We start from the raw sequence: 14,922 nt of genomic DNA, 5'->3' as shown, positions 1-14,922 counted from the left end.
GCACTACCCAGCGCGCACGCCCCTGTTCGGTAGTGCCGGCCGCTGGCCGGCAACCCCGGCCGGGTCGAACACCCCGGCCACCCAGTCGATGAACACCCGCAGCCGCGGCGAAGGCGTGCGGTTGCGCGGGTAGACCAGGCTCAACGGGCTCGGTGTCGGCGGCGAGTCCGGCAACAGCTCCACCAGCTGCCCGCTTCCGATGTACGGGTCCATCCGGTAGCGTGGCGCCTGGATGATGCCCAGCCCCGCGAGCGCTGCACCCAGGAAGGCATCCGCACCGGAAACACGCACGCTCACCGGCAGCGGCACATGGCGCACCTGCGCGCCCTGCTGGAACTCCAGCGGAATCAGTTGGCCGGTGGCACTGGAGCGGTAGCCGACCATCCGGTGACCTTGCTCCAGCGATTCGATGGTCCCGGGCATGCCATATGCCTGCACGTAATCTGGCGAAGCCACGGTGACTTCGCGCAGCAGCGTCAACCGCCGCGCCGCCAGATCGCTGTCAGCCAGCGTGCCGACACGCAGCGCCACATCCACGCCTTCGCGCAACAGATCCACGTAGCGATCGCCCTCGCTGACCTCCAGTTCGATCTCCGGGTAGCGCTGCAGGAAGTCCGGCAGGTGCGGAAACAGCAGGTGCCGGCCCAGCGTACCATGCACTTCAATGCGCAGCGGGCCACGCGGCGGCACGTCACGGAACGCGGCCTCGGCATCGTCCATGTCGGCGATCAGGCGCAGGCAACGCCCATAGAACGCCTCGCCTTCCAGGGTGGGCACCACCAGCCGTGTGGTCCGGTGAAGCAGGCGCACGCCCAGCCGATGCTCCAGCGCCTTGATCGCGTCGGTCACCGTGGCCCGTGGCAGGCCCAGGTCCTCGCAGGCACGGGTGAAGCTGCGGCGCTCGACGATACGGACGAAGGCGCGCATGGCCGTGAAACGGTCCATTATTCGGCTACCCGGATGATGTTGGCGGATTATGCATGATTATCCGGGCGGAAAAGATGACGAAGATGGCCCTGCGCCATTCCGGCGTGCCTGCTGGACGCCACCATGACCCTCTCCTCCACCCGCTCCGTTGCCCTGGTCACCGGCGGCTCCCGCGGCATCGGTGCCGCCATTTCGCGCCGACTCGCCGCCGACGGCCATGCGGTGGTGATCAACTATGCCGGTCGCCGCGATGATGCCGAGGCATTGGCCGCCGAGCTCAACGCCGCCGGTGCGCAGGCCCTTGCCCTGCAGGCCGATGTGGCCGACCCGCAGGCGGTGCGCCAGCTGTTCGACGCCATCGAGGCCCGTTTCGGCGGCATCGACGTGGTGGTCAACAGTGCCGGCGTGCTGCAGCTGGCGCCGCTGGCCGACAGCGACGATGCCCTGTTCGAACGGGTGATCGGGATCAACCTGAAGGGCGCCTTCAACGTGCTGCGCGAAAGTGCGCGACGGGTGCGCGACGGCGGCCGCCTGATCAGCCTGTCGACCAGCGTGGTCGGCATCCGGCTGGAGAACTACAGCGTGTATGCCGCCAGCAAGGCTGCAGTGGAAACGATGGGCGCGATCCTCAGCAAGGAACTGCGTGGGCGCAACATCACCGTCAATGCAGTGGCACCGGGCCCGACGGCCACCGACCTGTTCCTGGAGGGCAAGTCACCCGAGCTGATCGAGCGGTTGGCGAAGATGAATCCCCTGGAACGGCTGGGTACGCCGGAGGACATCGCCGGCGCGGTGGCCTTCCTGACCGGTGCCGATGGCCGGTGGATCAATGGCCAGGTGCTGCGCGCCAATGGCGGGATGGTGTAGGTGGTCGCCCACCTTGGTGGGCGCGTCGCCGCGTGCCCACCAAGGTGGGCACCTACCAGGGCCATGCCTGGCGGCCGGGTCGCATCCGCGCATGGCGTGGATCTACCGTGCCGATCATCCGGCGCGCGCCTCGCGGCGGCGGTGCACCCAGTAGTACAGCGTCGGCAACACCAGCAGGGTCAGCAGCATCGCCGACAGCAGGCCGCCGATCACCACCACCGCCAACGGCTTCTGGGTCTCGGCACCGATCGCGTGCGAGGTCGCCATCGGCAGCAGGCCGAACATCGCCAGCAGCGCGGTCATCAGCACCGTACGCAGGCGCTGCAGCGAGCCCTGCACCACCGACTGCAGCAGGTCCATGCCCTGCTCGCGCAGCTGCGCGAAGCGACTGAGCATCACCACGCCGTTCAGCACCGCCTGCCCGAACAATGCAATGAAGCCGATGGCCGCCGACACCGACAGCGGAATGCCGGTCAGCCACAGGGCCAGGATGCCGCCGATCATCGCCAGGGGCACGTTGGCCAGGATCAGTGCGGCGCTGCTGATCTCCTTGAAGGCATCGAACAGCAACACGAAGATGATCAGCACCGACAGCGGAATCACCCAGCCCAGCCGCTTCATCGCACGCTGCTGGTTCTCGAACTCGCCGGACCACTCCAGCCGGTAGCCTTCCGGCAGCTGCACGCTGGCGTCCACCCGCTTGCGCATGTCGGCCACCACGCTGCCCATGTCACGCCCGGCGATGAAGATGCTCACCGCCTTCACCCGCTGTGCGTTCTCGCGCGAAATGTTGATCGCGCCGCTGGCCATGCGGAAGTCGGCCACGTCGGACAGCGTCACGGTGTGGCCATCGCCGATGCCCACCGGCACCGTGCGCAGCCGCTGCAGGTCACGATCGGCATCGTCCAGGCGCAGCGTGATCGGGAACTTGCGGTCGCCCTCCCACAGCTCGCCGACCTGGCGCCCGCCCAGCGCGGTCTCGATCACCTCGTCGATGTCGCGCACGTTCAGGCCATAGCGCGCGGCGCGGTCACGGTCGATCTCGATCTGCAGCTGCGGCAGGGAGCCGTCGCGGTCGATGAAGGCACTCTCCACGCCCTCCACGCCACGCACCTGCCCCAGGATCGCCTGCGCGTGCTGGTTGAGCACGTCCAGATCCGAGCCACTGACCTTGATCACCACCTGACCCTTGATCTGCGAGATGCTCTCCAGGATGTTGTCGCGCACCGGCTGCGAGATCGAGAACTCCGGCCCCGGAATGCGCTGCTCCAGCGTGCGCTGCAGATCACTGACCAGCTGCCGCTTGTCCACACCCTTCGGCCATTCCTTCTCCGGCTTCAACGCCACCAGCGCTTCGATCTGGTTGGCGCCCTTGGCATCGGAGCCGTCCTCCGGCCGCCCCAGCTTGGCCACCACCGTCGACACCTGCGGGAAGGTGCCGACCAACTCACGGATGCGCCGCGACTGCTGCTGCGCTTCGGCCAGGCTGGTGCTCGGGTCGAGCGTGGCGGTCAGCCAGATCGATCCTTCGTCCAGCTCGGGCAGGAACTCCGAGCCCAGGCGGGTACCCAGTGCCAGCGTGCCGACCAGCAGCGCGACCGCGGTCAGCACCACCGCACGCGGGCGCGCCAGTGCGCGCTCCAGGATCGGCCGGTACCAGCCGGTCAGGCGGTCCATCAGCGGGTTGCCGTCGCGCATGCGGTCACGCCGCAGCCACCAGTAGCAGAACAGCGGCACCACGGTCAGCGCCAGGATCAACGCACCGATCAACGCCGAGGTCACCGAGTACGCCATTGGCGCGAACATGCGGCCTTCCTGGCGCTGCAGGGTGAAGATCGGAATGTGCGCGGCGATGATGATCAGCATCGAGAAGAACGTCGGCCGGCCCACTTCCGATGCGGCAGAAAGAATGGTCGAGAACCGCGTCTTCCGATCAGCCGTGGGTGGCAGCTTCGACAATCGCGAGACGATGTGCTCGGTCACGATCACCGCGCCATCGATGATGATGCCGAAGTCCATCGCGCCCAACGACAGCAGGTTGGCCGGCACGCCCCACAGGTGCAGGCCGAGGAAGGTCGACAGCAGCGCCAGCGGCATCATCGCCGCCACGATCAGCGCGGCGCGGGCGTTGTACAGGAACAGCCACAGCACCAGGAACACCAGCACCGCGCCTTCCAGCAGATTGCGGAAGACGGTCTTCAGCGTGGTCGACACCAGCCACGAGCGGTCGTAGAACGGCTCGATGCTGACCCCGGCCGGTAGCTGGTTCGCCTGGATCTCGGCAATGCGGGCATGCAGGGCGTCGAGCACGTCGGACGGATTCTCGCCCTTGCGCATCAGCACCATGCCGAACACCGCATCGTCATTGTCGTCCTGGCCGACCAGGCCCTGCCGTGGCAGGCCGGTATCGGCGATGCTGGCCAGGTCGCGCACCAGGATCGGCGTGCCACCACGCTGCGCCACCACCACGTTGCCGATGTCGGCCGGCGAACGCATCAGGCCCACGCCGCGGATCAGGAACTGCTGCTGGCCACGCTCCACATAGCCGCCGCCGGCGTTGGAACTGCCCTTTTCCAGCGCCTCGGCGAACTCACCGAGGCTGATCCCGCGATCACGCAGCTTGTCCAGGTCCGGCTTGACCTGGAAGGTGCGCGCGAAGCCGCCGAAGCTGATCACATCGGCCACGCCCGGCACGGTGCGCAGGCTGCGCTCCATCGTCCATTCCTGCACGGTGCGCAGCTGGGTCGGTGTCATGTGCGGGCCCTTGAGCACGTAGCGGTAGATCTCGCCCACCGCCGAACTCATCGCCTCCAGCTCCGGGCTCACCCCTTCCGGCAGCTCCACGCCCTGCAGGCGCTCCAGCACCTGCTGGCGCGCGAAATAGTCATCAGCCTTGTCGTCGAAGGTCAGGATGATCATCGACAGGCCGAACTGCGTATGCGAGAACACCCGCACCGAATGCGGAATGCCGGACAGCGCCACTTCCAGCGGCATCGTCACTTCGCGTTCCACCTCTTCGGCCGCGCGGCCCGGATGCAGCGATACCACCGTCACCTGGGTGTCGGAGACGTCCGGGAAGGCCTCCACCGGCAGCACGCGGAACGCGGCGATGCCAGCGCCGATGAACAACAGCAGCGCCAGCATCACCATCAGCGGCTGGCGCAGGCAATAGGCAATCAGGCGATCGATCATGGGGCCGCATGCCCCGTGCCGGTGCTGGCCGCTGCCGGCGCACTGTCAACCAGCTGCTGCAGCAGCAGGCCCCCTTCGACCACCACCCTGCTGCCCACGGGCAGGCCCTCACGCACCCACAGACGGCCGTCACCCAGCTCCTCGGCGTGCACGGAATGGCGCACGAAGCGGCCCTTGCCTTCCTCCACGAACACCACCTGCTTCCCATCGATCAGCAGCACCGCGGCATCAGGCAGCGAGACACCGCCCTCGGCCGGCAACACCACCTGGGCGCGCACGTATTGCCCTGCCTTGAAACCACGCGCACGGTTGTCCAGCTCGGCGCGCGCCTGCACCACGCGGCGCTCGCTGTCGACGAAGTCATCCACGTGCTGCAGGGTCGCCTGCAACGGCTGTCCATCGGCACCGGGCACACTCACCTGCATGCCCGCCTTCAGCCGTCCCGCCAGGCTTTCGGGGATGTCCAGCAGCACCCACAGCCGGTCCGGATCGCCGATCACCGCCAATGGTTGTTCACTGTCGGGGCTGACCGACATGCCCGGGCTCATCCGCCGCTCCACCAGCACGCCATCGATGGGCGCGCGCAGCGGCAGGCGCTGGTCGACGTGCTGGCCATTGCCATAGGCCCTGGCGAAGGCGGTGGCGCGCGCATGATCGGCCTGGCTGCCCGCGAAGTTGGCCTCGGCTTCATCCAGCTCACGGCCGGAAGCCACGCCCGCGGCATGCAGTTCACGGGTACGGTCCAGCTCCTTGCGCGCCTGCTGCAGCTCGGCGCGGCCACGCACGCCCTCCGCCTGCGCCTGGCCGAACTCGGGCGAGGTAATCCAGGCGATCACCTGGCCGGCCTTCACTTTCTGCCCCGGCTGCGCCTCGATGCGCGCCACCTGCCCCGCCAGCGGCGTGCGCAGCGCGCTGGAGCGCGTCTCGTCCCAGACCACCCGGCCCGGCAGCTGCAGGCTGGCGCTGGCGCCGGCGGTCACCGCCTCGCTGCGCAGCACGTCCAGCTGGCGGCTGTCGGCGGGAAACTGGATCTGGCCGGCACTGACCTGGGGCGCGTCCTCGGCATAGGACGCCGGCTCGCGACCGCAGCCGCCCAGCAGGGCCAGCGCCAGCAAGGCCGGCAGCAGGGCGTGTCGTGCCCGCAGGCAATGGGCGACGGTGGACTTCATCGGGACTCTCCTTCAGCAACGGATGTGGCCGCTTCCCAGCGCGCCAGGGCAATGGCATGGTCGGCACGCGCCTCAATCAGCGCGGCCTCGAAATCGCGCCAACTGCGGCGCGCGTCGAGCAGATCGGTCAGGCTGGCGGCGCCACGGCGATAGGCCAGTTCGATGCCCTCCACCGCCTTGCGTGCAGCGTCGGACTGCAGCCCCTCGTAGTCGCTGCGGCGCTGTGCGGCGGACTGCGCGCTGGCCTGCAGCTGGTCCAGCTCGGCGCGTGCTTCGCGTTGCAGCACCTGCAATTCCAGCGCGGCGCTGTCGCGGTCGGCCTCGGCACGCTGGATCGCGCCGCGTGCGCGCGACGGGCCACCCAGTGGAATGGTCAACGACACACCCCAGGTGACACCGCTGATGTCGGTGGGCTCGCGCTCCGCCTCCACGCCCAGCTGGATGTCGCGATGGCGCTCGCTACGCGCCAGTGCCACGCCCGCGTCGGCGGCGGCCAGGCGCGAACGCGCCGCACGCAGGTCGGCGCGCTGCTGCGGATCGAACGCGCGCACATCGGCCACGCTGCTGGCATCCGGCCAGGGGTCATCGGCGCTGAGGTCGCGGCTGTCATCGCTGCCGAGCAGCAGGCCCAGCGCATGCCGCGCGTCGCGCAGATCCAGGGCCGCTTCGCGCGCCGCGTCGGCCACCGCCAGATCGTCCACCGCCAGCCGCGCGCGATCCACCGGCGCCATCGCCCCGGTGGCCACCTGCTTGTCGGCCGCCGCCATCTGTTCGACCGAACTCTGGCGGTTGGCGTCGGCAATCTGCGCCCGCTCCTGCGCACCCTTCAGGCCGAAATAGGCTTCATGCAGTGCCACCTGCTGGCGGCGCCGGGTGTCGAGCATGTCCAGCCCGGCCACTTCCAGCAGCGCGTCCGCCTGGCGGATGCGCAATGCGCGCTTGCCGCCGCGCTCCCAGGTCCAGCCCAGGCCCAGCGTGCTGTCCACCCGCTTGTCCTGCCAGCGCCCCGGGCCGATGCCGTGCTTGGGGCTGATCTTGCTGGTGCCGATCGACAGCTCGGTGGCCGGGCGCAGTGCCGCTGTCTGCGCATCGCCCTGCACCCCGCGCAGCTCCAGTGCCGCCGCGCGCAGGTCCGGGTTGTGCGCTTCCATTGCACGCTGCGCATCCGCCAGGGACAGCGCCGAAGCCGCAGGCGCGCACGAAAGGGCGGCCAGCAGGGCCGCAAGACGAGGGGAGAAATTCATGCACGTCACGGTAAGGTGACGCACTTGCGCCAAACTTGCCCCAACCTTGCACGAAGCTTGCAATGCGAATCCTGCTGATCGAAGACGACGCCGCCCTGGCCGATGGACTGATCCGTGCCCTGCAGGGCGCCGGCCATCTGTGCGACCACCTCTCGCGTGGGCTGCACGCGCCGGCTGCACTGGCCAGCGCGTCGTATGACGTGATGGTGCTCGACCTTTCATTGCCCGACGTCGATGGCCTGGACCTGCTCTCGCGCCTGCGCAACGAAGGCGTCACCCTGCCGGTGCTGATCCTGACCGCACGCGATGGTGTGGAGGACCGCATTCTTGGCCTGGACCGCGGTGGCGATGATTACCTGGCCAAGCCGTTCGCACTGGGTGAGCTGGAAGCCCGCCTGCGTGCACTGTCGCGCCGCCGCAGCGATGCACCTGCGCAGAAGCGATTGGGCCGCCTGTGCTTCGACAGCATCCGCAATGAAGCGCAGGTGGACGGCCAGCGCATCGAACTGACCGCCCGCGAGCTGTCGCTGGTCGAGGCACTGATGCAGCACCCCGGCCGCACCGTCACCAAGCAGCGCCTGTTCGACGCGCTGTACAGCTGGGATCACGAGGCCAACCTGTCGGTGATCGAAGTGCATGTCAGCCGCCTGCGCCGCAAGCTGGAACAGGCGCGCGCCGGCGTCGGCATCCGCATGCTGCGTGGGCTGGGCTATCGGCTGGAGGCCGGCGGTGACTGAGCGCGTGCACAGCCTGCGTGGCCTGCTGCTGCGCCGCCTGTGGCTGCCGCTGCTGGTACTGCTGCTGTGCAGCGCAGTGGGTTCCTTCGCGCTGGCGCGCTTCTACGCCGGCCAGGTCTACGACCGCTGGCTGCTGGACTCGGCGATGTCGTTGTCCGAGCTGGTGAAGGTGCAGGACGGGCGTGCCTCGATCGAGATCACCCCGGCGGTGTCGCGCATGTTCACCTGGGACACCGCCGACGAAGTGCACGGCGAGGTGGTGGATGCCGATGGCGGGCGACTGTATGGCGACCTGCCTGAAGCGCTGCCACGCCCCGCGGCCGGCCCTGCAGGTGATGACGATGCCGTCTACTACGATGCGCGCCTTCGTGGGCAAGCCGTGCGCATGGTGGAAGTGGTGGTCAGTGCCGGGCCGGGCCACGATATCCGGCTGCGCGTGGCCGAAACGCTGCGCAAGCGCCATCGCCTGGAACGCAAGCTGCTGCTGACCAGCATCCCGTTCCAGGCCGCGATCCTGGCGCTGGCCGCATGGTTGGCCTGGTCCGGTACCGGTGCCGCCGCACGGCATGCCAACCAGGTGGCGCGGCGCTTGGCCAGCCCGCGCCCGGACCCGCTGGCGCCACTGGAGCCCGCGCAGGAAGCCCCACGCGAACTGTGGCCGGCGGTGGAGGCCTACAACGCGCTGCTGCAACGGCTGGACGCGATGCAGGCCGCGCAACGGCGCTTTGTCAGCAACGCCGCACACCAGTTGCGCACGCCGCTGGCGGCGATGCAGGTGGAGCTGGAGAGTTCGCTGCGCCAGCATGATCCGCAGGCCCAGCAGCTGGCGCTGTCCGGCACGCTGGCCGGGCTGGCGCGGCTGCAGCACCTGGTCAACCAGCTGCTGATGCTCAGCCGTTCCGAGGATCCGCATGGCAGCGCACTGCCGCTGCAGCCGCTGGACCTGGCCGCGCTGGCGCGCGGCGTGGTGGAGCGCTACGCCGATCGTGCGTTGGCGGCGGGCGTGGACCTGGGTTACGAGGGACCCGACGACGGCGTGCAGGTACTGGGTGATCCGCAGCTGCTGCGCGAGGCGCTGGGCAATCTGCTGGACAACGCGCTGCGCTACGGTGCCGTGCCCGGTGTGATCACCCTGGGGCTACAGCAGGATGCCGAGGGCGTGCAGGTGTGGGTGGACGATGACGGCACCGGCATTGCCGAGCCCGAGCGCGAGCGCGTCACGGAACGCTTCTACCGGGCCAGCAGCGAGGGCGACGGCTGCGGGCTGGGGCTGGCGATCGTGGCCGAGATCGCGCAGCGGCATGGTGCGGCGCTGGTGATTGATGGCGCGCCGATTGGTGGCGCGCGGGTCGGGTTGCGGTTTCGTTCCCACTGACGTCCGGCGTGCCAACCAAGGTTGGCACCTACCAAGGGCCCACGGCCGGCGGATTCCGGTAGATGCCAACCTTGGTTGGCACCGTTGATGTTCCGCGTGCCAACCAAGGTTGGCACCTACCAAGTGCGGGGCAATGACGGCGGCAATGCGGGGCTGCCCATCATCACCGGCTCATCGAATACGGCGCCTGCGCGCCCTGCCCGGGCCACGCCTTGTTGGGCTCAGCCTGCATGCTGAAGCGCAGTTCGCCGCCGGCCAGGATCTCGTCGTGGCGCAGGAAGGTGCGCTGCAGCGGCTTGCCGTTGAGGCTCACGCTGCCGACGTAGGTGTGCCTGTCATCCAGCCCGTCGGCCACGATGGTGAACGTCTTGCCGTTCGGCAGTCGCATCGCGGTCTTCGGAAGGAACGGACAACCCAGGATGTACTCGCCCGAACCCGGTGCCACCGGGTAGAAGCCCAGCGCGGTGAACACGTACCACGCCGACATCTGGCCGACGTCATCGTTGCCGGCCAGGCCATCGGGGCGGTCGGCATACTGGGTATCCATGATCTGCTTCAGGCGCGCCTGCGTGCGCCACGGCTGGCCGGCGTACGAATACAGGTAGGCCACGTGGTGGCTGGGCTCGTTGCCATGCGCATACCAGCCGATCAGGCCGGTGATGTCTTCCATGTGCTCGAAGATGGACGGATCGACCTTGGCGTTGAACACCTCGTCCAGGCGCGCGAGCAGCTTGTCACTGCCACCGTGCGCTGCCGCCAGGCCGGCCACATCCTGCGGCACGTACCATGAGTACTGCCAGGCGTTGCCCTCGGTGTAGTCGGTGCCGTAACCACTGGCACTGGGATCGAACGGCGTGCGGAAACTGCCATCACGCTTGCGCGCACGCATGAAGCCGGTGTCCTTGTCGAACGCGTTGCGCCAGTTGCCGGCGCGCTTGTCGAAGGTGGCCGCGATATCGGTCTTGCCCATGGCCTGCGCCATGCGTGCGATGGTCCAGTCATCGAAGGCGTATTCCAGCGTCTTGCTGGCCGCTTCGCCTTCCTCGTCGATCGGTACGTAGCCCAGCTCACGGTACTGCGCGATGCCGTCGTAGGGACCGTAGTTGGCGGTCTCGACCATCGCCTTCAGCGCCTTGTTGGCGTCGAAGCCGCGGATGCCCTTCACGTAGGCGTCGGCGATTACCGGCACCGCGTGGTAGCCGATCATGCACCAGTCTTCCAGGCCGTGGAACGACCACACCGGCAGCATGCCGTAGGGGCTGTGCTCATGGTGGGCCAGCATCGAATTGACGAAGTCGCTGTTGCGCTTCTCCGGCTGCACAAGCGTCAGCAGCGGATGCAGCGCACGGTAGGTGTCCCACAGCGAGAACGTCGAATAGTTCGTGAAACCATCGGCTTTGTGCACGGCGTTGTCCGAACCGCGGTACTGGCCATCGGCATCCATGAACAGCGTCGGCCCCAGCATCGTGTGGTACAGCGCGGTATAGGCGCTGCGCCGGGCGTGTTCCGGCGCATCGATATCGAGCACCGACAGCGCCTGCGTCCATTCCTGCTTTGCCTGCGCACGCACGCGGTCGAAATCGAAGTCCGCCACTTCCGCGTCGAGGTTGGCGATGGCACCGGCTTCACTGACCGGCGAGATCGCCACCTTGACCACCAGTGGTGCGTCCAGCTTGCCGAACGCGAACGTACCGACCAGCTGACGGCCCTCGATCTGCGCACGCTGCGCGGGATCCTTCTCACCCGGCGGGGGGAAGCCCTTGTAGACGATGTCCTGCTCGGTGTTGTGCAGCTCGTGCCCGGAAAGCGGCCGCGAGAAACGCATCGCGAAATACAGCTGGCGGCCCGGCGCCCAGCCGCGCGTCTCGCGGAAGCCGGTCACCGTACCGTCGGCGCGCACCCCGCACCCGCGACCACAGCACCTTGCCCGGGTAGTCGTACATGCTGGTGCGCATGTCCAGCAGCACCTTGGCGTCGGTGCCCTTGGGGAAGGCATAGCGGTGCACGCCCACGCGCGCACTGGTGGTCAGTTCGGCGCGCACCTTGTAGTCATCCAGGGTGACCGCGTAGTAGCCCGGCTCGGCCTTCTCATCAGCGTGGCGGAAGCGCGATGCATAGCCGCTGCGCGGCTTCTCCGGATCACCGCGCTCCAGGCCGGGGTTGCCGGTGAACGGCATCAGCAGGATGTCGCCCAGGTCCGAATGACCGGTGCCGGAAAAATGCGTATGCGAGAAGCCGACGATGCTGCTGTCGTCGTAACGGTAGCCGGCTGCCCAGCCATAGGCCTTCTCGCGCGGCTGGATGCGTGTGTCCGGGCTGAGCTGGACCATGCCGAACGGTACCGTGGCGCCCGGGTAGGTATGGCCCTCTCCACCGGTGCCGATGAAGGGATCGACCGCGGCATAGGCGCGTTCGGCAGCGGTGTTCGGTGTGGCAGCCAGGGCGGCACCGGAGGCAAGCATGGCGGTAGCGGCGAAGGCGATCAGGAGACGACGGTCCAGCGTGGGCATCGGCATTTGGATCGATTCAGATGGTGACCGGATGCTAGCACCGGGACTCAGGCGCCGCATGTTGCGGCGCAGCTGAATGAATCCAAAGGCGACAGGAGTTGTCTGATTTCCAATGCAACTATTTGCATGGTTCGGCGCCATGGCGCTCACCAGACTGTCGTCAAGCCCAAAAGCGGCGCGAAAAGGCGTCCCGCGACAACCCCGGCTGCGACGTGACCGCCATCGCACTTCGCGCCACCTGGGCCGGAAATGGCATCGCAATCACCTTCTCTTCACACGATAGCGGCGTTTCATTCACGCCGACGAAGTGAATGCGGTCCCTTTCCTGAAGTTCGATGTCCACAGGAGTCCCGTCATGAAGATCGCAGTTCGTCGTTCCCTTCCGCTGGCCATCGCCGCCGGCGTCGCCCTCGCCTCCACCGCCCAGGCCGGAACTCTCGGTCCTGGCCAGTCGGCCATCGTCAATGCTGGCGACCCTATTGAGAGCTGGTCTGCACAGGGCGCCACGCTGACCTTCAGCACCGGCAGCGCCGCCACATCCGTAGGCATCAGCGACGGATCCACGCTCACCATGACGGGGGCAACAGCCACCGCCACCAATCCGTTTGCTGCCGTCCAGATCGCCTCCTCCAGCGCGACGATCACCGGCACCCGGATACAGAACAATCGCGCTGCGGGATTGGCGGTAACCAATGGCAGCTCTGGTGGTGCTGCCGGCAACGCATCGGTTACTGACTCGAGCATCAGCGGCCAGGGAATCGGAAGCTATGTTCAGGGTGGCATGCTGACGCTGAGCAACACAACGATTGATGGAACCGGCATCGGAGCCGGGCTTCTTCCACCCGAAATCTCGTCCGGTCTGGCAGTCTTCTCCAATTCAAACGTCAGCATCACCAATGGCTCCGCAATTGCCGGAGATGAGAACGGCATCTTTGTGAAGGACATCGGGGGAACGCCCACCAGTACGATCACTGACAACGTTCTCACCGTCGACAAGTCGCGCGTCATCGGCCGCAACGGCTCAGGCATTGTGGTCAGCGGCGCAGGGATCATTGCCCCAACCACCGTCAACGTTCTCAACGGCAGCACCGTCAGCGGCGGCAATGGCGTGATTGCAGAAGCCGTTTACGGGGGCACCCTGAATCTGAACGTGGACGCATCGCAACTGCAGGGCACGCTTCGTGCCGATGCAACGTCGCAGTTGCACGCCAATTTCTCCAACGGCGCCGTACTGAACGGCGCGATGACCAACGTCACCAGCGCCACGCTGGATTCCGCCACCTGGAACATGACCGGAAACTCCACGGTCGGCGCCCTCAACCTCGGCAACGGCACCGTCTCCCTCGGCGACGGTTCGGCCTTCCACACCCTCAACGTGGCCGGCAACTTCACTGGCAATGGCGGCACCCTCGCCTTCAACACCGTGCTGGCCGGCGATGATGCAGCCACCGACAAGCTGATCATCGGTGGCGACACCAGCGGTACCGCCAACGTGCGCGTCAACAACGTGGGCGGTGCCGGTGCGCAGACCAACCAGGGCATCCAGCTGATCCAGGTCGGCGGCGCGTCCAATGGCCAGTTCAACCTGGCCGGCCGTGCCGTCGGTGGCCAGTATGAGTACTTCCTGCACAAGGGCACCGGTGCCGACGGCAACTGGTACCTGCGTTCGCAGCTGCCGACCGTGCCGGACCCATGCGTGGTCGATCCCAGCCTGCCGCAATGCCAACCGGTCGATCCCGTGGATCCGGGCGAGCCGGTGCTGCGCCCGAGCCCCGGCGCCTACCTGGCCAACCTGCAGGCCGCGCAGAGCATGTTCCGCCTGGGCTACCACGACCGCAACGCCGGCCAGAACTCCGGCCGTGCCTGGGCCCGCGTGGACGGCTCGCGCAATGGCTTCGATGCGGTCAGCAAGCAGCTGGATATCCGAGGCAACAGCCAGGCGCTGACCGTCGGTGCCGATCTGTGGCGTCACGAATCGGGCAGCAGTGCGGGTGTGATGTTGTCGACCGGCAACGCCACCAGCACCTCCACCAATGAACTGACGGGCTACTACGCCCGCGGCAAGGTGAAGGGCGAGGCGCTGGGCCTCTATGGCACTTGGCGCGGCGGCAACGGTGCCGACCCGTATGCGGGCTTCTACGTGGACGGCTCGCTGCAGCGTGCGCAGTTCCGTAACCGCGTAGAGGGTATCGGCCTGGCTGCCGAGCGCTACGACAGCCGCGCTTGGCAGGGTGCGGTGGAAACCGGCTACGCATTCCGTGTGGGTGGCGCCAGCAACGGCGGCATCTATCTGGAACCGCAGCTGCAGGTGGGCTACAGCCGCTGGGACAGCAACCGCCACACCGAGGCCAACGGCACGGTGGTGGGTGCCGAGAATGCCAACGGCCTGTTCGGCCGTGCGGGCCTGCGCCTGTCCGGCGTGACCCGCTGGGGCAACGGGTCCACCGAGGTGCAGCCGTACCTGGCCGCCAACTGGCTGCATACCCGTGCCGAATCGCGGATCCGCATGGATGACGAGATCGCCGATGCACGCGTGCCGCGCAGCCGTGGCGAGTTCAGCGGCGGTGCGTCGGTGAAGTTCGCCAACGGCATCGGCGCCTGGGGCGGGCTGTCGCTGCAGCGCGCCAGCGGCTATCACCAGACCACCGCACAGGTGGGTGTCAGTTACAGCTGGTAATCGGTCGCCTTCAGCCCGTGATCGCTTCGATTGCGGGTTGATATCAAGGCGGGAGGTGTGGCCGTCGGACTGGGGTCCCCGGCCACGGCGTGAAGGGCGCGACAGGGATTGTCGCGCCCAACACATATTTGCCGGGGTCTACAGCAGTGAGTGACATGACCTTTCGATTCTGCCCGTTTGGCAGAAAGCATCAATGAGCGTTCCACGTCGTGATGCGTACAGGA

Annotated in this window: 9 protein-coding genes and 1 pseudogene; 4 read left to right on the top strand and 6 right to left on the bottom strand. The window is 67.6% G+C overall.

What is annotated here, in order from left to right; translation table 11 throughout:
- Positions 1-3: 3 nt before the first annotated feature.
- Positions 4-945 (bottom strand): LysR family transcriptional regulator, encoded by a 942-nt coding sequence (locus tag ACXI0D_RS17735; protein WP_101765563.1) that lies wholly within the window; start codon positions 943-945, stop codon positions 4-6.
- Between the two features lie 105 nt (positions 946-1,050).
- Between ACXI0D_RS17735 and ACXI0D_RS17730 the strand changes: the two genes are divergently transcribed.
- Positions 1,051-1,794 carry an SDR family oxidoreductase gene (locus ACXI0D_RS17730; protein WP_101765564.1) on the top strand — a complete coding sequence of 248 codons (744 nt, stop codon included), beginning with the start codon at positions 1,051-1,053 and terminating at the stop codon, positions 1,792-1,794.
- 114 nt (positions 1,795-1,908) lie between these two features.
- Here the strand turns inward: ACXI0D_RS17730 and ACXI0D_RS17725 are convergent, their stop codons facing one another.
- Genes ACXI0D_RS17725 through ACXI0D_RS17715 form a run of 3 tightly spaced genes read right to left on the bottom strand, consistent with a single transcriptional unit; the run spans position 1,909 to position 7,399 of the window.
- Positions 1,909-4,986, bottom strand: coding sequence for an efflux RND transporter permease subunit (locus ACXI0D_RS17725; protein WP_049447305.1), 3,078 nt, complete (start codon positions 4,984-4,986; stop codon positions 1,909-1,911).
- Positions 4,983-6,155 (bottom strand): efflux RND transporter periplasmic adaptor subunit, encoded by a 1,173-nt coding sequence (locus ACXI0D_RS17720; protein ID WP_049447307.1) that lies wholly within the window; start codon positions 6,153-6,155, stop codon positions 4,983-4,985. The genes ACXI0D_RS17725 and ACXI0D_RS17720 overlap by 4 nt, the downstream gene beginning before the upstream one ends.
- Positions 6,152-7,399 (bottom strand): TolC family protein, encoded by a 1,248-nt coding sequence (locus ACXI0D_RS17715; RefSeq protein ID WP_049447309.1) that lies wholly within the window; start codon positions 7,397-7,399, stop codon positions 6,152-6,154. The genes ACXI0D_RS17720 and ACXI0D_RS17715 overlap by 4 nt, the downstream gene beginning before the upstream one ends.
- 62 nt (positions 7,400-7,461) lie before the next feature.
- On the opposite strand from ACXI0D_RS17715, the gene ACXI0D_RS17710 reads away from it, so the two are divergent.
- Positions 7,462-8,136, top strand: a complete 675-nt coding sequence (locus ACXI0D_RS17710; RefSeq protein ID WP_049447311.1) for a response regulator — start codon at positions 7,462-7,464, stop codon at positions 8,134-8,136.
- Entirely contained in the window at positions 8,129-9,511 is a 1,383-nt protein-coding gene (locus tag ACXI0D_RS17705; RefSeq protein WP_049447313.1) for a sensor histidine kinase, read from the top strand. The genes ACXI0D_RS17710 and ACXI0D_RS17705 overlap by 8 nt, the downstream gene beginning before the upstream one ends.
- A 163-nt stretch (positions 9,512-9,674) precedes the next feature.
- On the opposite strand, the pseudogene ACXI0D_RS17700 reads toward ACXI0D_RS17705, so the two are convergent.
- Both ACXI0D_RS17700 and ACXI0D_RS17695 read right to left on the bottom strand, forming a co-directional pair.
- Positions 9,675-12,027: pseudogene (locus ACXI0D_RS17700) on the bottom strand (GH92 family glycosyl hydrolase).
- Positions 12,028-12,181: 154 nt separating this feature from the next.
- Positions 12,182-12,364: a hypothetical protein gene (locus ACXI0D_RS17695; RefSeq protein WP_101765567.1), complete on the bottom strand. Its 183-nt coding sequence runs from the start codon at positions 12,362-12,364 to the stop codon at positions 12,182-12,184.
- Positions 12,365-12,376: 12 nt separating this feature from the next.
- Between ACXI0D_RS17695 and ACXI0D_RS17690 the strand changes: the two genes are divergently transcribed.
- Positions 12,377-14,698 (top strand): autotransporter family protein, encoded by a 2,322-nt coding sequence (locus tag ACXI0D_RS17690; RefSeq protein ID WP_479642874.1) that lies wholly within the window; start codon positions 12,377-12,379, stop codon positions 14,696-14,698.
- The last annotated feature ends 224 nt before the right edge of the window (positions 14,699-14,922 follow it).

This window comes from Stenotrophomonas sp. C9D9, assembly GCF_056491205.1.
The sequence above is the reverse complement of the archived record's forward strand: the minus strand, read 5'-3'. Positions and strand labels throughout refer to the sequence as shown.